The sequence below is a fragment of the Pseudomonas sp. GW823-FHT05G12 genome (assembly GCF_058795575.1).
Genome location: NZ_CM179501.1, coordinates 4,157,081 through 4,176,786, shown reverse-complemented (window position 1 = coordinate 4,176,786; position 19,706 = coordinate 4,157,081). Strand labels below are relative to the sequence as shown.

The following is a 19,706-nucleotide window of genomic DNA, read 5'->3' as shown; positions in this document are numbered from 1 at the left end:
GACATGGCCCGCGGTACTCATGACCAGTTCCAGCGTACCGACCAGGTAGCCACGGCCATGCACGAAATGTCCGCCACTGCCCAAGAGGTCGCTCGCCACGCTGCCGAGGCGGCCCGCGCGGCCGATGACGCCGACCACAGCGCCCAGGCCGGCGAGCAGGTGATGCAGCAGACCATCGACATCATCGGGCTGGTCAACCGCGAAATCGCCGGCACGGCAACGGTAATTCGCGATCTGGAGCATGACAGCACACGGATAGGCAAAGTGCTGGAAGTGATCCGCGGCATTGCTGAACAGACCAACCTGCTGGCGCTTAACGCGGCCATCGAAGCAGCCCGTGCTGGCGAAGCCGGGCGTGGTTTTGCAGTGGTCGCCGATGAAGTGCGTAGCCTGGCCCAGCGCACGGCAGCGTCGATTGCAGAAATTCACCAGATCATCGAGGCGGTACAGTCGGGGGCTGTGGAGGCGGTCAAGGCCATCGAAAGTGGCCAGCAACGTAGCCAGGAAGGGGCTGAGCAGGTCGAGCAGGCCGGGCAGATGCTGCAACGTATCACCCAGGCGGTGGAGGCGATCCGCGACATGAACCGGCAGATCGCCACAGCGGCCGAGGAGCAGACCAGCGTGGCCGAAGATATCTCGCGCAACCTGATCGAAATTACCCGGATTGCCACGGCCAACCAGGAAGCGGTGCAGCATACCGAGCAGGCGGGGCAGCGCCTGCATGGTTTGTCAGGGCAGTTGGGCGAAGTCACCTCCCGCCTGAGCGCCTGACTCGGTTTGCAGGAGTTGCAGGTGCCCATCGAGGCTGAAGCCGCGCACTGACGTATTTTTCGCACACAACAAAAAGCCCGCACATGGCGGGCTTTCTGACAAGGATTTGGTCGGAGAGACAGGATTCGAACCTGCGGCCTTCTCGTCCCGAACGAGACGCGCTACCTGGCTGCGCTACACTCCGATGAACAAAATCCTACTGCATCCCGTTTTTGCTCGCAAGCCCTTGTTGTTTAAAGGGCCATAGCCTGAACGGGGCCTTGATCAGAGCTCTTTGACGGTGCGGATCTGGTCCTTGTTCAGGCGTGTGCGCTTGCCGTCGAGTTGCTCGAATTCATAGAAGCCAGAGTCTTCATCGTAGGACGGTTTGTCGGTTGCCTGGATCTCCCGGCCATCGTTCAGGGTAATGACGGTTGGGGTCGAGCAGCCAGCAAGGGCGCCCAAACCCAAGGCAAGCAGGAAGGCGGGTAGGGTCCGTTTGATCATCGTGTTTCTCCAAGTGCGATGGTGCTAGATGACATTTAAGACGCAGGACGTTAGTGCAAGTTCACTCCAAGTGCAGCATAGCGACTAATTTGTCCCCTTGACCCAAGGCAAGGCTGAGGGGGGCAACGCTGGAAAAGGTGCGCTGTGATATAACTGCGTCCATCTCATCCTGTTGTGACGGACACCCATGAAAGCCAAGGCAGATACCCCCTTCGTGGCGCTGAACATCGCCGTGCTCACGGTCAGCGACACCCGTACCTTCGACACCGACACCTCTGGCCAGATGTTCGTCGACCGCCTGAGCGCCGCCGGTCACCGCCTTGCCGAGCGCGTGCTGCTCAAGGATGACCTGTACAAGATCCGGGCCCAGGTCGCCACATGGATCGCCGATGACAACGTGCAAGTGGTGCTCATTACGGGCGGTACCGGGTTTACTGGTCGTGACAGCACCCCCGAGGCGGTGGCCTGCCTGCTGGACAAGCAAGTAGACGGTTTTGGTGAGCTGTTCCGGCAGATTTCCGTGGCCGACATTGGCACCTCCACCGTGCAGTCGCGTGCCTTGGCCGGGCTGGCCAACGGCACGCTGGTGTGCTGCCTGCCGGGCTCCACCAACGCTGTGCGTACCGGTTGGGATGGCATCCTGGCCGAGCAGCTCGATGCCCGTCATCGCCCTTGCAACTTCGTGGCGCACCTGAAGCAGGCAGCGGCCTGTGACAGCCGTGGCTGAGGTCAGCCAGGCCCGGCCGCTGATGCCGGTGGAACAGGCGCTGGAGCAACTGCTGGCGCTGGCCGAAGCTGCACCGATCCGCGAGACCGAAAACCTGCCGCTGGCCGAAGCCGAGGGTCGCGTGCTGGCCACCGACCTGGTGGCCTCGCTCGACCTGCCGCCCTGGCCGAACAGCGCCATGGACGGTTATGCCTTGCGCCTGGCTGACTGGCAGGGCCAGCCGCTGCCGGTCAGCCAGCGTATTTTCGCCGGCCATGCGCCCCAGCCGCTGCAACCGGGTACCTGCGCGCGGATCTTCACCGGTGCGCCTGTGCCGGAGGGGGCCGACTGCGTCGAGATGCAGGAAAACACCGAAGTGCTCGAAGATGGCCGGGTGCGCTTTCTCGACGTGTTGCGCACCGAGCAGAACATACGCCCTCAAGGCCAGGAAACCCGCAGGGGCGAGCAGGTGATGAGCGCCGGCACCCGCCTTGGGCCGATCGAACTGGGCCTGGCGGCGACCTTGGGGCATGGCCGTCTGGACGTGGTGCGCAAGGTGAAAGTGGCGGTGCTGTCGACCGGCGACGAACTGGTCGAGCCAGGCCTGCCGCTCGGGCCCGGGCAGATCTACAACAGCAACCGCAGGCTGCTGGTCAGCTGGTTGCAGCGGCTGGGTTGCGAAGTGGTCGATGCCGGCATCCTGCCGGATGACCTGGCACGCACTCGCACCTGCCTGGCTGAACTGGGTGGCGTAGACCTGATTCTGTCCACCGGAGGTGTCTCGGTGGGCGAGGCCGACTACCTCGGTGCTGCCCTGCGCGAGGCTGGCGAACTGGCGTTGTGGAAGCTGGCGATCAAACCGGGCAAGCCGCTGACCTTCGGCCACTTCCAAGGCGTGCCGGTGATTGGCTTGCCGGGCAACCCCGCCTCGACCTTGGTCACCTTCGGGCTGCTGACCAGGCCCTACCTGCTGCGTCGTCAGGGTGTGATTGACGTCACGCCGTTGCGGTTCGACATGCCGGCTGGGTTTGACTGGCCCAAGCCGGGTACGCGCCGCGAATACCTGCGCGCGCGCATCGAACAGGGCCGCGTGCGCATCTACAAGAACCAGAGCTCGGGTGTGCTGCGCAGCGCTGCCTGGGCGGAGGGGCTGGTGGAAGTGCGTGAGGGCAGCACGCCAAAGCAGGGCGACAACGTACCATTCATCCCCTTCAGCGAGCTACTTGGCTGAGCGGCCCAGCCAGGCACTGGCCAGCGGCGCGGCCTCGGCCGGTGCCGCCTGGGTCAGGCGTATGTGCACATTCTCCAGTTGTTGGGCAGCCACGCTCCAGTCGTGGCGCTGGCGGGCAAACTGGCGCCCGGCATCGCTCAACTGGCTCATGCGCCAGGGTTGATTGAGCAACTGGGTGATCAGCAATGCCAGTTGGTCACTGTCGTCACTGCCCACGTAGTGCTCGCCGTTATTCACGGTGAGGCCTGAAACGCCCTTGTCGGTGGTGATCACGGGTAAGCCGGCGGCCATCGCTTCGAGGATTTTCACCTTCGAGCCACCGGCATAACGCAGGGGGGCAAAGAACAGCGCGGAACGTCGTTGCAGTTCACGCAGGTCGGGGCGGTAGCCGAACCATTCAATGCGTGGGTCGTTCCAGTGAAGCTTCCAGTTGGCCGGCATGGCATGCCCGGCGATCGCCAGACGCACTGCCGGGTTGCTCATCCACACCTTCGGCATGATGTCGTCCAGTGCCCATTCGATGGCCTCCAGATTGGCGCCATATTCGAAATTGCCGACGAACAACAGACGCTGGCTGTGCAGCGCAGGTTGCACCTGCTGGTAGAAATCACAGTCCACGCCGTTGACCACCACATTCACCGGGCGCCCGCTGATCTGCGCGATCAGCTCGGCATCGTGGGCGCTGACAGCCACCAGTTCGGTGGGCTGGCGCAGCACACGGTGCTCCCAGCGCCGGTAGCGCCAGCGGTCGAAGGCGTTGAGCGGGCGCAGCCACAGCGGCAGGCGATCGTGGCAGGCACCGCCCATTACCGACTCCAGGGTGTGCTCGCTAAGCATGAAGGGCAGCCTGCGAGCCTGCAGGGCTTTTTCGAACGGCTGGAAGCTGTAGCTGTGCTCGATCTGGATCACGTCCCAGGGTTCGTCCAGCAGTTGCTCGAACCGGTGCCGCAAGCAAGGTGCCAGGCCATTGATGATTGCCCGCATGGGGTAGTCGATGATGGGGGAAGCCAGCAGGTTGAGTGGGCTGTGCAGCGGCCTGCGGGGTAGCACGATCAGGCGTTCGAGGAGTGGCTCGAGGGCCTCGCGTGCTGCGTCGCTGAGAGGGATTTTCGACTGCACCAGCAGGGTGATCCGGTGACCGCGCTGGGCCAGTGCACGCAGCAGATGGTATTGCCGGGTCTTGTGGCCGCTGGTGGTCGGCCAAGGCAGGTAGGGCAGTGTCCAGAGAATGCGCATGACCCAAAGTCCTCGCAAAAGGCTGCAGATAGCAAAACGCGCCCGTTGACAGCAGTGGGGGAGCCACTGCCGGGCGCGTCCATGGCAATAGGGGTATTTGCTGAGCATAGCCGGGATTGCCAAGTGTGGAAAAAATGACCGGCGACGCGAGCAGTTGCAGGCGTGGCGCCGGCCCAATGTTTTTTTCAGGCCATGCAACGATCCGCGCAGGCCAGTGGTCGAGATAGGGGGTGGTCCATTTTACGGAGACGCGCACATGCAAGGGCGCAAGGCAATGCTCGTGCTGCACGGCAAGCAGGCGATGAACGAAGACGTGCGCAGCGCCGTGGGCGACCTGCGCGATAGCGGCTGGGTGCTGGATGTACGGGTTACCTGGGAGGCGGGCGACGCCCAACGGCTGGTCGCCGAGGCACTGGCGGCGGGCTACAGCCATATCGTCGCCGGTGGCGGGGACGGCACGTTGCGTGATGTGGCCGAGGCCATGGGCCTGGCCGCTACCCAGGCCAGCCTGGCCTTGTTGCCCTTGGGTACGGCCAACGATTTTGCCAAAGCCGCTGGCATCCCCTTGGAGCCGGCATCGGCGCTGGCCTTGCTGAATGTCGCGCCACAACCGATAGACCTGGGGCAGGCTGGCGATCAGCTGTTCCTCAACATGGCCACGGGTGGCTTTGGCAGCCAGGTCACCGCCAATACCTCCGAAGACCTCAAGAAAGTGCTGGGCGCTGCGGCTTACCTGTTCACCGGGTTGTCCCGCTTCAGTGAGCTACAGGCGGCTTCGGTAGAGCTACAGGGGCCAGGCTTCCATTGGCAAGGGGATTTGCTGGCGCTGGGTATCGGCAATGGCCGACAGGCTGGGGGCGGGCAGGTGCTGTGCCCCGAAGCCATGGTCAACGACGGTTTGCTTGACGTCGCTATTCTGCCTGCACCACAGGAAGTGGTGGGGGCTCTGCGGGACCTTTTGGGCGGTGACGGCCTGTTCGTTCGGGCCAGGCTGCCATGGGTCGAGATCAAGAGTTCGCAAGGGTTGGACATCAATCTCGATGGCGAGCCGTTGCAGGCTGCCAGCCTGCGCTTTCAGGCAAGGCCGGCGGCGTTGCACCTGCACCTGCCGGCCGGGTCGCCGTTGCTCAGTCATCCAGGCTGATGATTTTTTCGCGTACGGCGAACAGCACCAGGCCGGCCACGTCGTGAATCTGCAGGCGCTTCATGATTTGCGAGCGGTGAGTTTCCACGGTCTTGATCGACAGGCCCAGGCCCGCAGCGATTTCCCGGGTGGACTTGCCGCGCACGATCAGGCGCAGGATCTCAAGTTGCCGTGACGTCAGATTATGCCGTTCGCCAGCGCTCGGCTTGCCTTGTTTGGTGTGCCGCAGCGCCTGGTTGATGACGGTGTGGGCGATGGCCGGGCTGAGGTAGCGCTCACCGTGGCGTACGGCACCCAGCGCCTGTTCCAGCTCGGTGGCGCTGGTGTCCTTGAGCAGGTAGCCGTGGGCGCCGCTTTCCAGGGCCCGCATGATCAGGTCCGGGTCGGTGTGCATGGACAGGATCAGCACCTTGCAGGTACTGCCGCTGGCCCGCAGTTGGGTGAGGGCGTCCAGGCCGCTGGTCGAACGCATGGAGATGTCCAGCAAGATGATGTCGGGCGCCAGTGTGCGTACCTGGTCGAGTAACTGGTTGCCGTCGTCGGCCTCGCCGACCACGTCATAGCCGGGGATATCGCAGACCAGTGCGCGCACCCCGGCGCGGATCAGCGAGTGGTCATCTACCAGCAGTAGTCTACAGGTCATGGTTGGTAATACTCCTGGCGCGTTGCTGGGTGCGCGGGGACCACGGGAACATCGCTTCGATCTGCGTGCCTCGGCCAGGCTGACTGGTGATGTCGAGGCTGCCCTGCAGCGCGATTACCCGCTCCTGCATGCCGGCCAGGCCGCGCTGACCGGCCTCGGCCGGGTGCCGGGCAGGGGCGAAACCACGACCATCGTCCTGGATCGACAACGACAGCCCTTCAGGGGTGCGTTGCAGGCGGATGACCAGGTTGTGTGCCTGGGCGTGGCGCAGCATGTTGGTCACGGCCTCCTGGGTAATACGGAACACTGCCATGGCCACGGCTTCGTCGATGCCGCCCAGGCGCTGGTTGCACGCCAGGCTCCAGTGCACGCCGCTGGTGGCCAGGGTGCGTACCAGGTGTGCGCGCAGGCTGGCTTCCAGGCCAAGGCTGGCCAACTGCCGGGGGTTGAGCAGCGCGGAAACATCGCGCACGTTACCGAGGGTGTCATCCAGCGTGCTGCGCAGGGCGTCGCAGTGCCCCTGCAACTCGTCGGGCATGCGCCGTTGCAGCCACTGCAGTTGCAGCTTGGCAGCGGTGAGCAGTTGACCGATGTCGTCGTGCAGTTCCCGGCCCAGATGCTGGCGCTCGTCTTCTTGTACCTTGAGCATGCGCTCGGCCAGCTCGGCCGGGCGCAGGTGGATCGACCTGGCGCCCAGGCCCAGTTGTACAACAGCACCCAGCGTGGCGACCAATTGCAGCACCAGCAGGCTGGCCGGGATTGTCTGGTTGGCCAGGTACAGCGCCATGTTGGCAATCAGTGAGGCCACGCACAGCCCGACCGTTGCCCAGCGCAGCACGGCGGCGCGGGAGCAGCAATGCAAAGAAGTCTTCAAGCGTGGAAACATAGGTAGGGAGGCCACTGAAGTATTGCTGATGGAGGCCTTGCACAATGCTGCTCAGAGGCTTTGGCGCAGTACTTTCGTTGTTTTTTTGAACACGTATTCCTGCCACCGTTGTTCCGGTCGCAAGCGTTTGTGGGGGCGCATATTACCACTTTGCATTGCATCGGTCGCGGCCGGGTAGCGCGTTGAAACGCCTACTGGTCGGGCGCTTTCGGGTAGCAAAGTGCCACCCTTTAATCGCGCTGTACCCACTTGTGCTGTAACTAGCGCGGCAATGATTCAACGGCATGCACCGAAAGCCTGGTGAACTTTCAAAGTTCGACCATGGTCGGGTTTCAATAAAGTTGCTTAGTTGCACTTTGCGTCAGGTTAATGCATGCGGTTAGAGCGGTTGGGGAGGGTGCTGGTTGCCGCGTCACTGTGCGGGTGAATGCACGCGTTGCCTTCTTCATCGCAGGACGCACAGGCTGGCGCAAAGGGGGGGTGTACGACCTTGGCCAGTTCACCCAGCAGCACCAGTTGCTCACCGATGTCCAGGTTCAGTCGCCCTGTACGGCTATCGACCAGCTCCAACTGCCAGGCCAGCAAGGTCAGGCACGCCCCTATCGCGGGTAGGGCTTCACGCTGCAGGCAACCACCGTAACAGGCCGGGGCGAGCAACTGTTGCAGGGCGGTGGTGTAGTGGGCAACTTCACGCAGGCCCAGGCGCGTAGCTTGACGGGCGATAGTGTCGAGGGTGTTGTTCAGGCAACTGCAGGCATCCGGGTCATTGTCTATAAGCTCCAGATGCTGCAGGCATTCCTGTGCCTGGGTCAGCAGTACCTGGGCATCCAGCAGAAAGCCCTGCAGGGCGTCATCGAACGATAAGGCAGTGTCCATCATCAAGTCCCCGCGCGTGGGGTAGGCGCAGGGGGCGGGCACGCCGAAACGATAGCTAGCAAAAGCCTGACTCCATTCATGCAATGAGAATGGCGTCACATTAATGGCTAAAGGATATCGCGAACATCAGGTTGCACCCGATTGCCGCTAAGGGTTTCCCTGATCAAGGGCTAGGGTAGGGAACTTTTGTCGTGCCCCTGATTTGCCCCGGCGTGTCGGCAGTAAAGCATGATGGTAAAGTGATATCAATTATCCGCGCGGCATTTTCCCGCAAGGGTCAAGGTGTGCGTGAAGCCGCCGATACAGAGTAGATGATTTAACCTTTTACGACTCAAGCCTGGGGGCTTTCCAATGGCTGGCATTCTCGACACGGTAGACCAACGCACGCAACTGGTGGGTGAGAACCGCCTGGAAATTCTGATGTTTCGCCTGGCCGGTCGCCAGCTGTTCGCGATCAACGTGTTCAAGGTGCAGGAAGTACTGCAACTGCCCAAGCTGACTTTAATGCCCCAGCGCCACGCCTATGTCTGCGGTGTGGTCAACCTGCGCGGGCAGACCCTGCCGGTCATCGACCTGTCCCAGGCGATCGGTATGCGCCCACTACAGCCGGGGCCGGACAGCACCATCATCGTCACCGAATACAACCGCTCGGTGCAGGCCTTCCTGGTGGGCGGTGTCGACCGCATCGTCAACATGAACTGGGAGTCGATCATGCCGCCGCCTTCCAGTGCCGGTCGCCAGCACTACCTGACTGCCATCACCAAGGTCGATGAGAAGCTGGTGGAGGTGATCGACGTGGAAAAGGTGCTGGCCGAAATCGTGCCCTACAACGCCCGGGTTTCTGGCGACAAGCTCGCCGACCCAGTGCTGGCCCGCGCCCGCGGCCGCGAAGTGCTGCTGGTGGACGACTCCAGTGTGGCCTTGGCGCAATTGCGCGATACCTTGTCCCAGCTGGGCATGAAGCTGCATGTGGCCAGTGATGGCCTGAAGGCGCTGCGCATGCTCAAGGGCTGGGCCGACGCCGGCGAGGACGTGTGCGAAAAGCTGCTGATGGTGTTCACCGATGCAGAAATGCCGGAAATGGACGGCTATCGGCTGACCACCGAGATCCGCAGCGATGCCCGTCTGCGCCAGCTCTATGTGGTGCTGCACACCTCGCTGTCGGGCAGTTTCAACGAATCCATGGTGAAGAAGGTGGGCTGTGACAACTTCCTTTCCAAGTTCCAGCCTGATCGCCTGGTCGATGTGGTCAAGCAGCGCCTGCTGCTGGATACCACCGCTGCGTGAACGTTGTGCCGGCCAGGTATAAGCTTGGCTTTTGGCATGAAGCGAGGCAGCAGGGATGTTTCTCAGTGAGTTGTATCGATACCCGGTGAAGTCGGGGCAGGCGCAAAGCCTGAAGGCATCACCGGTGGGGTTGCTGGGGTTGCAGGGCGACCGGCGCTGGATGGTGGTCGAGGAAGAAAACGGACGCTTCCTGACCCAGCGTGCCTGGCCACAACTTGGCCAGATCGACGCGAGCGATGACGACAGCGGCCAGTTGCTGCTGCAAGCCCCTGGACAGGCGCCGTTGCGGGTGCCTGTACCGCCTGCCGATGACGCCCTGCGCGGTGTGACGATCTGGCGCGATACCCTGCGTGTGCCGGACGCTGGCGATGCCGCGGCGGCCTGGTTGAGTGAGTTGCTGGGCAAAGCCGTACGCCTGGTGCATTGCCCGGAGCAGCGTGCGCGTTACCTGCCCAATGGTTACGGCTTCAACAGTGACCGTGCGGCGTTTCCGGATGGTTTCCCCTTGCTGCTGATTGGGCAGGGTTCGCTGGACGAGCTTAACCGGCGTATTGGCCGGCCCATGTCGATGCGGCGCTTTCGGCCCAACCTGGTGGTGCAGGGTGCGGAGCCGTTTGCCGAGGATGGCTGGAAGCGGATTCGCATCGGCAGCTTGGTGTTTCGCGTGCTCAAGCCCAGTGTACGGTGCATCTTCACGACCATCGATCCAGCCACCGGGGAGCGCAGCGCTGACCGTGAGCCGATGGCTACGCTGAAGACTTTCCGCGAAAAAGAAGGCGACGTGCTGTTCGGCCAGAACCTGGCTGTGGATGGCAGTGGGTGGCTGGAGGTGGGGATGGAAGTAGAAATCCTGGAATAGGTGTGTTGCCTGTGCCGGCCTCTTCGCGGGTGAACCCGCTCCTACAACGACCGCGTAACCCTTGTAGGAGCGGGTTCACCCGCGAAGAGGCCGGTACAGGCTCAACAGCAATCACATGTCATCGAAATACCGTTCATGCCAATCCACCAATGGCTGCGGTGAATTCAGCTTCTGCCCGTAGATCACCGAATACGACAGCACGTTCTGTACATACTGGCGCGTTTCGTCGAACGGGATCGACTCCACCCACACATCGAAGCTCAGGTGCTTGGCCCCTTTGAGCCACTGTCGCACGCGCCCGGGCCCGGCGTTGTAGGCTGCCGAAGCCAGCACCCGGTTGCCGTTGAACTGGCTGTGTACCTGGCTCAGGTAGGCCGCACCCAGCTGGATGTTCTTGTCCGGGTTCAGCACTTGCGCCGGTGAGGCCAGCGGGATGCTGAACTTGCGTGCGGTTTCCTTGGCGGTGGCCGGCATCAGCTGCATCAGGCCGCTGGCGCCCACGGGTGAGCGTGCGTCCTCCATGAAGGCGCTTTCCTGGCGAGTGATGGCGAATACCCAGCTCGAATGCAGGCCGCGAACCTTGGCTTCACGCACCAGCGTGTCGCGGTGGGCCATGGGGAAGCGGATATCCAGGTCGTCCCAGTACCGGGCCTGGCTGATGGTGCGGATGGCCGGGAAGTACCAACGCAGCTCATAGCCCAGGCGTGCCTGCGCAACCATCTCGTCACGGGTGAAGTGGCGGCTGACGTGGTACCACTCACGGCGGCCGTCGACGATCTGGCCGCGGGCGTGGAATTCCAGTGCGCGCTGGATGCCGGGCGTGTTGCGAACCTTCTTGACCAGTTGTGGGCTCAGCAGCAGCGGCTTGTTGTTCAGCTGGTACGGTGTCTGTGCCCGGTCGGCGGCGAGGAAGCCATAGAAGTCACGCTCACGCGCTGCGGCCTTGTAAAGCAGCGGGACCTGCGGGTTGTTTGGCTGTGCCAGCTCCAGGCTGCGAGCCTGCCAGTACTTCCAGCGGCTGGTGCTGGCCAGGTCCTGGGGAAGGCGCTTGGTCAGCTCGTAGGCGTCCTCCCAGCGGCCCAGGCGCAGCAGCAGGCGAAGGCGCCATTCGCTGACGGTGTTGTCACGCAGCTCGGGGTCATAGCGGGTCATCAGGTCGAGCGCGCGTGGGTCGTAGCGGCGTGCGAGGGTCAGGCCGATTTCGCGGGCGATGGCCACCTTTTCGTCACGCGAGAAGTGCATGCGCTGGGCGTAATCGTCGAGCAGTGCCATGGCCCGTTCCGGGTCCTGCCGGGCCAGGCGACGAAGGCCGAGGCTGACCACGTCGGACATGGCCTCGTTGACCGGGGTAAAGCGCGACGGCTGGTTGAGCAGCTCGGGCTTCTGCGCGACGTCGATCAGCAGGCGCCCCTGCGGGCCGAGGGTGGTCAGGGTCTTGACCAGGGTGTTGGCCAGGCCGTAGTTGCGTGCCTGGGCTGCCAGCTTGGTGCGTTCCCAGCGCTTGGCCTCGGTCAGCTGGCCTTCGGCTGCCCACATGCCGAACAGCGTGTCGCAGGCGGCAGGTTGCGATTTGCCGACGTTCCACAGCTTGTCGGCGGTGGCGTAACCTTCGGCGCGCAAGCCGTGGCTGAGCTGGTATTGGCCGTTGAGGCAGTCCAGCTCGGTGAAGTTGAGCTTGGGGTCGTAGTACTTGACGAAGGTATCCCACTCGCCGCGTTCGGCCAGCCAGCGCAACCAGCGCAGTTTCATCCAGTTGGCCTGGGGCAGGTCGCCATGCTTGGCCAGGAAACCTTCGATTTCCTGGTTGCTGGCGCTTTTCAGGCGGGCGGTGAGTTCGTCGTAGGCCAGGTAGGGCGTCAGCGGGTAGTCGCTCAAGGCCTGGGCATAGCGCAGGTACGGGCCTTTGTCGCCTTTGGCCAGCGCTCGCTTGGCCTCGTCATAGTACTGGCGTTGCAGGGTCAGGTCGGTGGCCTGCGCCGCGCTGGTGGCAGCGGTAAGCAGCAGGCAGGATGCGATATGTAACAGGCGGCTGCGCATGATACGTCCGGGCAGTTGAACCATGGGAAGTGTCGGCGGAGCCAGCACTGTTGAAAGCTATTGCCTTAGCTTAGCTGTTTGCCGGCAGTGGGTGAAAGCACTGTGCTTGTATCGGGATATTAAGTTCGACCAGATGTCGCCAGGTGCCCACCGGTTGGCCTGGCGGATGCCGTCGGGGGCCAAGTCAGGTAGAATGCGCGCCCGATTTATGGAGACGAACATGACCCTGCTCAAATTCAGCGATGTGTCCCTCGCATTCGGCGCCATGCCGCTGCTGGACAAAGTGTCCTGGCAGATCGCTCGTGGCGAGCGGGTGTGCATCATCGGCCGCAACGGCACCGGCAAGTCGAGCATGCTGCGCCTGGTCAAGGGCGAGCAGAAGGGCGACGACGGTGAAATCTGGCGTGCTCCTGGCCTGAAGATCGGTGAGTTGCCACAGGAATTGCCGGTGGCCGACGAGCGCACGGTGTTCGACGTGGTAGCCGCTGGTCTGGACGGCGTGGGCGAATTGCTGGCGCAGTTCCACCACCTGAGCATGAACATCCAGGGCGATGAAGACCTGGAAAAACTCATGCACGTCCAGCACGAGCTGGAAGCCCGCGACGGCTGGCGCCTGCAGCAGGTGGTGGAAAGCACACTCAGCCGCCTGCAGCTGCCGGCCGACAAGACCCTGGCCGAGCTGTCCGGTGGCTGGCGCCGCCGCGTACTGCTGGCCCAGGCGCTGGTGTCCGAGCCCGACCTGCTGCTGCTCGACGAACCGACCAACCACCTGGACATCGGTGCCATCGCCTGGCTCGAAGAGGCCCTGCGTGGCTTCAACGGCGCGGTATTGTTCATCACCCACGACCGTTCGTTCCTGCAGAACCTGGCCACCCGTATCCTCGAACTGGACCGCGGCGGCCTGATCGACTGGAACGGTGACTACGCCAGCTTCCTGGTGCACAAGGAGGCCGCACTGGCCGCCGAAGAAACCGCCAACGCGCTGTTCGACAAGCGCCTGGCCCAGGAAGAAGTGTGGATCCGCCAGGGCATCAAGGCCCGCCGTACCCGCAACGAAGGCCGCGTGCGTGCACTGAAGGCCCTGCGTGTGGAGCGTGGCGAGCGCCGTGAACGACAGGGCAAGGCCAACATCCAGATCGAAGCCGCGGACAAATCCGGCAAGCAGGTGATGGTGCTGGAGAATGTCAGCTTCCATCACGCGGACGGCCCCCTGCTGGTCAAGGACTTTTCCATGGTCCTGCAGCGGCAGGATCGCATCGGTCTGCTGGGCGCAAACGGCACTGGCAAGACCACGTTGCTCAAGATGATGCTGGGCGACCTTGAGCCCACTGCGGGCAAAGTGGAGCGCGGTACCAAGCTTGAGGTGGCCTATTTCGACCAGATGCGCCACCAGCTCGACCTGGAGAAGACCGTGATCGACAACCTGGCCGAAGGCCGTGATTTCATCGAGATCGATGGCCAGAACCGTCACGTGCTGAGCTACCTGGGCGACTTCCTGTTCAGTCCCCAGCGTGCGCGCACGCCGGTCAAGGCGCTGTCAGGTGGTGAGCGTGCGCGGCTGCTGCTGGCCAAGCTGTTCAGCAAGCCGGCCAACCTGCTGGTGCTCGACGAACCGACCAACGACCTGGACGTGGAAACCCTCGAGCTGCTGGAAGAGGTGCTGTCCAACTACAAGGGCACCGTGCTGATGGTCAGCCACGACCGGGCCTTCCTCGACAACGTCGTGACCAGCACCCTGGTGTTCGAAGGCGAGGGCAAGGTGCGTGAGTATGTGGGCGGCTACGAGGACTGGATTCGCCAGGGCGGCTCGCCGAAGCTGCTGGGCGTGACCGAGAGCAAGGGCGGTAAGTCTGCGCTCAACAGCGCGGTGGTGGAGAAGGTCGAGGCCAAGCCTGAGCCTGTTGCGGCGCCGGTGGTGGAAGAAGCTTCGAAGAAGAAGCTCAGCTACAAGCTGCAGCGTGAGCTGGAGATGCTGCCGGGGCAGATCGATGAGCTGGAGCAGCGTATGGCTGAAGCCCAGGAAGAAGTGAATGCGGCGGGCTTCTATCAGCGGCCGATTGCAGAAACTTCGGCGGTGCTGGCGCGGATCGAGAAGCTGCAGGGCGAGCTGGATGTCTTGGTAGAGCGCTGGGCTGAGCTGGAAGGCTGATGGGCGTTAGCCTGTTCCGGCCTCTTCGCGGGTAATGCCGCACCTACAGGGGGTGCCATACCCTTGTATGTGCGGGCTTGCCCGCGAAGAGGCTGGTTCAGGTCCAGTCAATCCTTCTTCAGCAAGCGTACAGCCAGCACGTCACACGGCGCACCGTGCAGCACATCGTTGGCCGTGGAGCCCAGCAGCAACGCCAGGCCGTGACGGCCATGGCTGCCGACCACGATCAGGTCGCACTTCTGGTCCTTGGCCAACTGGTGGATTTCCTGGCGAGGCTGGCCGTAGGTCAGGTGCGAGTCGCCGCGGTTGATTTCCGGGTATTTGTTGAACAGCCGGTCCATGCGCTCCTTGGCCTGGTCGAACTGCTGCTGTTGCAGCTGCGACAGGTCCATCGGTACGTCACCGCCGAAGGCCATGGCCATCGGCTCGACGATGTGCACCAGGGATACCTTGGCTTTCGAAGGCTCTGCCAGCGCCATGGCGCGCTTGATCACCGGGTCGCATTCTTCGGTCAGGTCGACGGCGACCAACAAATGTTCGTATTGCATGAGCGGTACTCCTGACAATCGCGATAGAAGAAGTATGGTCGCTTTAGGGCGGGTCTACCGTGAAAAATGGCTAACCAGCTCATTTGCAACGCTTTATGGGAACTACTGATATGACGGTATTGCTGGTGGTGTCAATCCTTGCGCTGATTCTCAGTCCGCTTTCCTGGCTGCGCAGCTCGCGCAAGCAGAGCGAGCAGATGAAGTTGCGCCTGGAGGCGCGGCGCATGGGTTTGGCCATGCAGCTGGCGCCGCAGCAGTGGCCGCACTGGCTGGAAAAGGAGCCGCCAAGCCCTTGCCCGCAGTATCACCGAGCCCGGCGCCGTGGGCATGAGGACAGCTTCAGCTTCTGGCAGGTCAGCCCCGGGGTGTGGTGGAACCAGTGGCGCGAACCCTGCGAAGACCCACGCTTCATGGGCGCCTTGTCGCGTTTGCCGGCGAGTGTGTACAAGGTCGAGGCCGATGCGCGGATGATTGCCCTGTACTGGACCGAGCGCGGCGATACTGCTGTGTTGCAGGATGTTGCCTACGCCCTCGAAACCTTGGCTTGAGCGCCGCCCCATGCGCGACCCCTGTAGGCGCGGATTCATCTGCGAACTCTGGCAGAGCCGGTGCCGAACTCCGCGGTGCCTGCTTCGCGGGTAAACCCGCTCCTACGGGGCATCCAGGCTGGTCAATCTGTTCTGTAACGACAAAGCGGCGGCTCGGCATAACCCTGAAGGGGTGGGGTGCCAAGTCGCCGCTTTGCGTTCTGCTGCGCAGAAAAGGCCAGGCAGGCCGGGTTATTCATTCAAGCAAGTGCCAGTGTAGTCGCCTTGGCTCTTCGCGCAAGCGCAAAGCAATCAGCCGATGCTTGTGGTCAATCGCTGACATGAATGACCGGCGATCACTGTCATCATGTTTTGTACCCGGACGATAGAAAATGACTGGAAAGTCGCGTTTTCGCCGTGCTCGTGAGCATTTGACAACGCCCATCTTTTCGGAGAATGTGTGCACACCCAAATCAAACGGGCGTATGAATTGAGCGTTTGTATGTCATGACGCCAAGCCATACTTCCGACTAGCGCGCTGACGGGTGTGCCTGGGGCAAGGCAGCTTAGGCCTGCTTCTGCTGCAGCGATCGGCGTGTACAGTTCAGCTTCCATATCGTGGAGATCAGTTGATGATTTACGAAGGTAAAGCCATCACGGTTAAGGCTCTTGAAAGTGGCATCGTCGAGCTCAAGTTCGACCTCAAGGGTGAGTCCGTCAACAAGTTCAACCGCCTTACCCTGAACGAGCTGCGCCAGGCCGTCGATGCCATCCGGGCCGATGCTTCGGTCAAGGGCGTGATCGTCAGCAGTGGCAAGGACGTGTTCATCGTCGGCGCCGACATCACCGAGTTCGTCGACAACTTCAAGCTGCCTGAGGCCGAACTGGTCGCTGGCAACCTGGAAGCCAATCGCATCTTCAACGCCTTCGAAGACCTCGAAGTGCCGACCGTTGCCGCCATCAACGGCATCGCGCTGGGCGGCGGCCTGGAAATGTGCCTGGCGGCCGACTACCGGGTCATGTCCACCAGCGCCAGGATCGGCCTGCCGGAAGTCAAGCTGGGTATCTACCCGGGCTTCGGCGGTACCGTGCGCCTGCCGCGCCTGATCGGCTCGGACAACGCCATCGAGTGGATCGCCGCCGGCAAGGAAAACCGTGCCGAAGATGCCCTGAAAGTGGGGGCCGTCGACGCCGTGGTCGCCCCTGAGCTGCTGCTGGCCGGTGCCCTCGACCTGATCAAGCGTGCCATCAGTGGCGAGCTGGACTACAAGGCCAAGCGCCAGCCGAAGCTGGAAAAGCTCAAGCTCAATGCCATCGAGCAGATGATGGCCTTCGAGACTGCCAAGGGCTTCGTCGCTGGTCAGGCCGGCCCGAACTACCCGGCCCCGGTCGAAGCGATCAAGAGCATCCAGAAAGCCGCCAACTTCGGTCGCGACAAGGCCCTGGAAGTCGAAGCAGCAGGCTTTGCCAAGCTGGCCAAGACCTCGGTCGCCGAGAGCCTGATCGGCTTGTTCCTCAACGATCAGGAACTCAAGCGCAAGGCCAAGGCGCATGACGAGATCGCCCACGACGTGAAGCAGGCCGCCGTGCTCGGCGCCGGCATCATGGGCGGCGGTATCGCCTACCAGTCGGCGGTCAAAGGTACGCCGATCCTGATGAAGGACATCCGCGAGGAAGCCATTCAGCTGGGTCTGAACGAGGCCTCCAAGCTGCTTGGCAACCGAGTCGAGAAGGGCCGCCTGACCCCGGCCAAGATGGCCGAGGCCCTCAACGCCATTCGCCCGACCCTGTCCTATGGCGATTTCGCCAATGTCGACATCGTCGTCGAGGCTGTGGTCGAGAACCCGAAGGTCAAGCAAGCGGTACTGGCGGAAGTGGAAGGCCAGGTGAAGGACGATGCGATCCTCGCTTCCAACACTTCGACCATCTCCATCAACCTGCTGGCCAAGGCGCTCAAGCGCCCGGAAAACTTCGTCGGCATGCACTTCTTCAACCCGGTGCACATGATGCCGCTGGTTGAAGTGATCCGTGGCGAAAAGTCCAGTGAAGTGGCGGTCGCCACCACCGTGGCCTACGCCAAGAAAATGGGCAAGAACCCGATCGTGGTCAACGACTGCCCGGGCTTTTTGGTCAACCGCGTGCTGTTCCCTTACTTCGGCGGTTTCGCCAGGCTGGTCAGCGCCGGTGTCGATTTTGTGCGCATCGACAAGGTCATGGAAAAGTTCGGCTGGCCGATGGGCCCGGCCTACCTGATGGACGTGGTCGGCATCGACACCGGTCACCATGGCCGCGATGTGATGGCCGAAGGTTTCCCGGACCGCATGAAGGACGAGCGTCGCTCGGCCGTTGATGCGCTGTACGAGGCCAACCGCCTGGGCCAGAAGAACGGCAAGGGCTTCTACGCCTACGAAACCGACAAGCGCGGCAAACCGAAGAAGGTCTTCGATGCCGCCGTGCTCGACGTGCTCAAGCCTATCGTGTTCGAGCAGCGTGAAGTCACTGACGAAGACATCATCAACTGGATGATGGTCCCGCTGTGCCTTGAGACCGTGCGTTGCCTGGAAGACGGCATCGTCGAAACCGCCGCCGAAGCTGACATGGGCTTGGTCTACGGCATTGGTTTCCCTCCCTTCCGCGGTGGTGCGCTGCGTTACATCGACTCGATCGGTGTGGCCGAATTCGTTGCCCTGGCCGATCAGTACGCCGACCTGGGGCCGCTGTACCACCCGACCGCCAAGCTGCGTGAAATGGCCAAGAACGGCCAGCGCTTCTTCAACTGAGCGGTCAACGAGCTAGAGCGAGAGATTTGATATGAGCCTGAATCCAAGAGACGTGGTGATTGTCGACTTCGGTCGCACGCCAATGGGCCGCTCCAAGGGTGGCATGCACCGCAATACCCGCGCTGAAGACATGTCGGCGCACCTGATCAGCAAACTGCTGGAACGCAACGGCAAGGTCGACCCGAAAGAAGTCGAGGACGTGATCTGGGGCTGCGTCAACCAGACCCTGGAGCAGGGCTGGAACATCGCCCGCATGGCTTCGCTGATGACCCCGATCCCGCACACCTCTGCGGCGCAGACCGTCAGCCGCCTGTGCGGCTCGTCCATGAGCGCCCTGCACACGGCTGCCCAGGCGATCATGACCGGTAACGGTGATGTGTTCGTGGTGGGTGGCGTGGAGCACATGGGCCACGTCAGCATGATGCACGGCGTCGACCCCAACCCGCACCTGTCCTTGCATGCCGCCAAGGCTTCCGGGATGATGGGCCTGACTGCAGAAATGCTTGGCAAGATGCACGGCATCACCCGTGAGCAGCAGGACCTGTTCGGCTTGCGCTCACACCAGCTGGCCCACAAAGCCACGGTCGAAGGCAAGTTCAGGGATGAGATCATCCCGATGCAGGGCTACGACGAGAACGGCTTCCTGAAGGTGTTCGATTTCGACGAAACCATTCGCCCGGAAACCACCCTCGAAGGCCTGGCGTCGCTCAAGCCTGCGTTCAACCCGAAAGGCGGTACGGTCACGGCCGGTACCTCGTCGCAGATCACCGACGGCGCCTCGTGCATGATCGTCATGTCCGGTCAGCGTGCCATGGACCTGGGTATCCAGCCATTGGCGGTGATCCGTTCGATGGCCGTGGCCGGTGTAGACCCGGCAATCATGGGCTACGGCCCGGTGCCATCGACCCAGAAAGCCCTCAAGCGTGCGGGCTTGACCATGGCCGATATCGACTTCATCGAGCTCAACGAAGCCTTCGCTGCACAGGCCCTGCCCGTGCTGAAAGACTTGAAAGTGCTCGACAAGATGGATGAGAAGGTTAACCTGCACGGCGGCGCCATTGCTTTGGGCCACCCGTTCGGTTGCTCCGGGGCGCGGATTTCCGGCACCCTGCTCAACGTCATGAAGCAAAATGGCGGTACGCTGGGTGTTGCGACCATGTGCGTCGGCCTGGGCCAAGGTATCACCACTGTCTTCGAACGCGTCTGATCGCGTAGCGGGACAGCAGCCGGGGCCTAGTGCCCCGGTTTTGTTTTTTCAGGTTTTATTCAGGAGGTGTGCAGCATGCAGATACAACCAGGCGTATACCGGCATTACAAAGGGCCTGAGTACCGTGTCTTCAGTGTTGCGCGGCACTCCGAAACCGAAGAGTGGATGGTGTTCTACCAATGCCTGTATGGTGATTACAGCTTCTGGGTACGTCCCCTGTCGATGTTCCAGGAGTCCGTCGAATTTGACGGCGAGCAGGTGCCACGCTTTGCTTTGGTCAAGGCCGAAGAGGGGCTGCCCGGGTTGCTGGGCAAGTCGCACGCGTGATCGTCC

Annotated in this window: 18 protein-coding genes and 1 tRNA gene; 11 read left to right on the top strand and 8 right to left on the bottom strand. The window is 62.5% G+C overall.

The annotated features are described in order from the left end of the window. Window positions 1-3 precede the first annotated feature (3 nt). Window positions 4-771 carry a methyl-accepting chemotaxis protein gene (locus AC3RCM_RS19115; RefSeq protein WP_370688774.1) on the top strand — a complete coding sequence of 256 codons (768 nt, stop codon included), beginning with the start codon at window positions 4-6 and terminating at the stop codon, window positions 769-771. Between the two features lie 107 nt (window positions 772-878). Here the strand turns inward: AC3RCM_RS19115 and AC3RCM_RS19110 are convergent. Next, window positions 879-955, bottom strand: a tRNA-Pro gene (locus AC3RCM_RS19110). A gap of 80 nt (window positions 956-1,035) precedes the next feature. Beyond that, entirely contained in the window at window positions 1,036-1,257 is a 222-nt protein-coding gene (locus AC3RCM_RS19105) for a YgdI/YgdR family lipoprotein (protein ID WP_003248738.1), read from the bottom strand. 187 nt (window positions 1,258-1,444) lie between these two features. On the opposite strand from AC3RCM_RS19105, the gene moaB reads away from it, so the two are divergent. Both moaB and AC3RCM_RS19095 read left to right on the top strand, forming a co-directional pair. After that, complete coding sequence (moaB, locus tag AC3RCM_RS19100) at window positions 1,445-1,984, top strand: molybdenum cofactor biosynthesis protein B (RefSeq protein WP_010953117.1); 540 nt, start codon at window positions 1,445-1,447, stop codon at window positions 1,982-1,984. After that, a complete protein-coding gene (locus AC3RCM_RS19095) occupies window positions 1,968-3,194 on the top strand; it encodes a molybdopterin molybdotransferase MoeA (RefSeq protein ID WP_190870128.1) in 1,227 nt (408 codons plus the stop codon). The genes moaB and AC3RCM_RS19095 overlap by 17 nt, the downstream gene beginning before the upstream one ends. Here the strand turns inward: AC3RCM_RS19095 and AC3RCM_RS19090 are convergent. Next, the gene (locus tag AC3RCM_RS19090; protein ID WP_457252250.1) at window positions 3,183-4,430 is read right to left on the bottom strand and encodes a glycosyltransferase family 4 protein; all 1,248 of its coding nucleotides are present in this window, start codon (window positions 4,428-4,430) and stop codon (window positions 3,183-3,185) included. The genes AC3RCM_RS19095 and AC3RCM_RS19090 overlap by 12 nt on opposite strands. A 256-nt stretch (window positions 4,431-4,686) precedes the next feature. Between AC3RCM_RS19090 and yegS the strand changes: the two genes are divergently transcribed. Further along, window positions 4,687-5,574: a lipid kinase YegS gene (yegS, locus tag AC3RCM_RS19085; RefSeq protein WP_064492320.1), complete on the top strand. Its 888-nt coding sequence runs from the start codon at window positions 4,687-4,689 to the stop codon at window positions 5,572-5,574. Here the strand turns inward: yegS and AC3RCM_RS19080 are convergent. From AC3RCM_RS19080 to AC3RCM_RS19070, 3 genes are all read right to left on the bottom strand, one after another. Then, window positions 5,558-6,217 carry a response regulator gene (locus tag AC3RCM_RS19080; protein ID WP_010953120.1) on the bottom strand — a complete coding sequence of 220 codons (660 nt, stop codon included), beginning with the start codon at window positions 6,215-6,217 and terminating at the stop codon, window positions 5,558-5,560. The genes yegS and AC3RCM_RS19080 overlap by 17 nt on opposite strands. After that, window positions 6,207-7,103: a sensor histidine kinase gene (locus AC3RCM_RS19075; protein ID WP_104887293.1), complete on the bottom strand. Its 897-nt coding sequence runs from the start codon at window positions 7,101-7,103 to the stop codon at window positions 6,207-6,209. The genes AC3RCM_RS19080 and AC3RCM_RS19075 overlap by 11 nt, the downstream gene beginning before the upstream one ends. Before the next feature lie 366 nt (window positions 7,104-7,469). Then, complete coding sequence (locus tag AC3RCM_RS19070; protein WP_279841028.1) at window positions 7,470-7,979, bottom strand: histidine kinase; 510 nt, start codon at window positions 7,977-7,979, stop codon at window positions 7,470-7,472. A 351-nt stretch (window positions 7,980-8,330) separates the two neighbouring features. Between AC3RCM_RS19070 and AC3RCM_RS19065 the strand changes: the two genes are divergently transcribed. Both AC3RCM_RS19065 and AC3RCM_RS19060 read left to right on the top strand, forming a co-directional pair. Continuing rightward, the gene (locus AC3RCM_RS19065) at window positions 8,331-9,266 is read left to right on the top strand and encodes a chemotaxis protein CheV (protein WP_003248753.1); all 936 of its coding nucleotides are present in this window, start codon (window positions 8,331-8,333) and stop codon (window positions 9,264-9,266) included. A gap of 55 nt (window positions 9,267-9,321) precedes the next feature. Next, window positions 9,322-10,125: an MOSC domain-containing protein gene (locus AC3RCM_RS19060; RefSeq protein WP_060545641.1), complete on the top strand. Its 804-nt coding sequence runs from the start codon at window positions 9,322-9,324 to the stop codon at window positions 10,123-10,125. A gap of 111 nt (window positions 10,126-10,236) precedes the next feature. On the opposite strand, the gene AC3RCM_RS19055 is transcribed toward AC3RCM_RS19060, so the two are convergent. Then, on the bottom strand, window positions 10,237-12,162 hold the full coding sequence (locus tag AC3RCM_RS19055) for a transglycosylase SLT domain-containing protein (protein WP_104887294.1): 1,926 nt from the start codon (window positions 12,160-12,162) through the stop codon (window positions 10,237-10,239). Between the two features lie 220 nt (window positions 12,163-12,382). Between AC3RCM_RS19055 and AC3RCM_RS19050 the strand changes: the two genes are divergently transcribed. Then, window positions 12,383-14,311, top strand: coding sequence for an ATP-binding cassette domain-containing protein (locus AC3RCM_RS19050; RefSeq protein WP_014591783.1), 1,929 nt, complete (start codon window positions 12,383-12,385; stop codon window positions 14,309-14,311). 107 nt (window positions 14,312-14,418) lie between these two features. Here AC3RCM_RS19050 and AC3RCM_RS19045 read toward each other — a convergent pair whose 3' ends face one another. After that, the gene (locus AC3RCM_RS19045) at window positions 14,419-14,859 is read right to left on the bottom strand and encodes a universal stress protein (protein ID WP_014591782.1); all 441 of its coding nucleotides are present in this window, start codon (window positions 14,857-14,859) and stop codon (window positions 14,419-14,421) included. Window positions 14,860-14,969: 110 nt separating this feature from the next. Here AC3RCM_RS19045 and AC3RCM_RS19040 point away from each other — a divergent pair, with 110 nt between their 5' ends. The 4 genes from AC3RCM_RS19040 to AC3RCM_RS19025 all read left to right on the top strand — a co-directional run bounded on the left by AC3RCM_RS19040 (window position 14,970) and on the right by AC3RCM_RS19025 (window position 19,700). Further along, the gene (locus AC3RCM_RS19040) at window positions 14,970-15,407 is read left to right on the top strand and encodes a hypothetical protein (RefSeq protein WP_003248762.1); all 438 of its coding nucleotides are present in this window, start codon (window positions 14,970-14,972) and stop codon (window positions 15,405-15,407) included. A 611-nt stretch (window positions 15,408-16,018) separates the two neighbouring features. Next, the gene (gene fadB, locus AC3RCM_RS19035; protein WP_064492317.1) at window positions 16,019-18,166 is read left to right on the top strand and encodes a fatty acid oxidation complex subunit alpha FadB; all 2,148 of its coding nucleotides are present in this window, start codon (window positions 16,019-16,021) and stop codon (window positions 18,164-18,166) included. Window positions 18,167-18,197: 31 nt separating this feature from the next. After that, complete coding sequence (gene fadA / locus AC3RCM_RS19030; protein WP_064492316.1) at window positions 18,198-19,373, top strand: acetyl-CoA C-acyltransferase FadA; 1,176 nt, start codon at window positions 18,198-18,200, stop codon at window positions 19,371-19,373. Between the two features lie 75 nt (window positions 19,374-19,448). Continuing rightward, window positions 19,449-19,700, top strand: coding sequence for a DUF1653 domain-containing protein (locus AC3RCM_RS19025; RefSeq protein ID WP_003248769.1), 252 nt, complete (start codon window positions 19,449-19,451; stop codon window positions 19,698-19,700). Window positions 19,701-19,706: the final 6 nt, after the last annotated feature.

What these genes read in the sequence shown, in the direction of transcription:
- AC3RCM_RS19115 (WP_370688774.1), top strand. Translation starts at nt 4, where the DNA reads ATGGCCCGCGGTACTCATGACCAGTTCCAGCGTACCGACCAGGTAGCC.
- AC3RCM_RS19105 (WP_003248738.1), bottom strand. Translation starts at nt 1,257, where the DNA reads ATGATCAAACGGACCCTACCCGCCTTCCTGCTTGCCTTGGGTTTGGGC.
- moaB (WP_010953117.1), top strand. Translation starts at nt 1,445, where the DNA reads ATGAAAGCCAAGGCAGATACCCCCTTCGTGGCGCTGAACATCGCCGTG.
- AC3RCM_RS19090 (WP_457252250.1), bottom strand. Translation starts at nt 4,430, where the DNA reads ATGCGCATTCTCTGGACACTGCCCTACCTGCCTTGGCCGACCACCAGC.
- yegS (WP_064492320.1), top strand. Translation starts at nt 4,687, where the DNA reads ATGCAAGGGCGCAAGGCAATGCTCGTGCTGCACGGCAAGCAGGCGATG.
- AC3RCM_RS19080 (WP_010953120.1), bottom strand. Translation starts at nt 6,217, where the DNA reads ATGACCTGTAGACTACTGCTGGTAGATGACCACTCGCTGATCCGCGCC.
- AC3RCM_RS19075 (WP_104887293.1), bottom strand. Translation starts at nt 7,103, where the DNA reads ATGTTTCCACGCTTGAAGACTTCTTTGCATTGCTGCTCCCGCGCCGCC.
- AC3RCM_RS19070 (WP_279841028.1), bottom strand. Translation starts at nt 7,979, where the DNA reads ATGGACACTGCCTTATCGTTCGATGACGCCCTGCAGGGCTTTCTGCTG.
- AC3RCM_RS19065 (WP_003248753.1), top strand. Translation starts at nt 8,331, where the DNA reads ATGGCTGGCATTCTCGACACGGTAGACCAACGCACGCAACTGGTGGGT.
- AC3RCM_RS19060 (WP_060545641.1), top strand. Translation starts at nt 9,322, where the DNA reads ATGTTTCTCAGTGAGTTGTATCGATACCCGGTGAAGTCGGGGCAGGCG.
- AC3RCM_RS19055 (WP_104887294.1), bottom strand. Translation starts at nt 12,162, where the DNA reads ATGCGCAGCCGCCTGTTACATATCGCATCCTGCCTGCTGCTTACCGCT.
- AC3RCM_RS19050 (WP_014591783.1), top strand. Translation starts at nt 12,383, where the DNA reads ATGACCCTGCTCAAATTCAGCGATGTGTCCCTCGCATTCGGCGCCATG.
- AC3RCM_RS19045 (WP_014591782.1), bottom strand. Translation starts at nt 14,859, where the DNA reads ATGCAATACGAACATTTGTTGGTCGCCGTCGACCTGACCGAAGAATGC.
- AC3RCM_RS19040 (WP_003248762.1), top strand. Translation starts at nt 14,970, where the DNA reads ATGACGGTATTGCTGGTGGTGTCAATCCTTGCGCTGATTCTCAGTCCG.
- fadB (WP_064492317.1), top strand. Translation starts at nt 16,019, where the DNA reads ATGATTTACGAAGGTAAAGCCATCACGGTTAAGGCTCTTGAAAGTGGC.
- fadA (WP_064492316.1), top strand. Translation starts at nt 18,198, where the DNA reads ATGAGCCTGAATCCAAGAGACGTGGTGATTGTCGACTTCGGTCGCACG.
- AC3RCM_RS19025 (WP_003248769.1), top strand. Translation starts at nt 19,449, where the DNA reads ATGCAGATACAACCAGGCGTATACCGGCATTACAAAGGGCCTGAGTAC.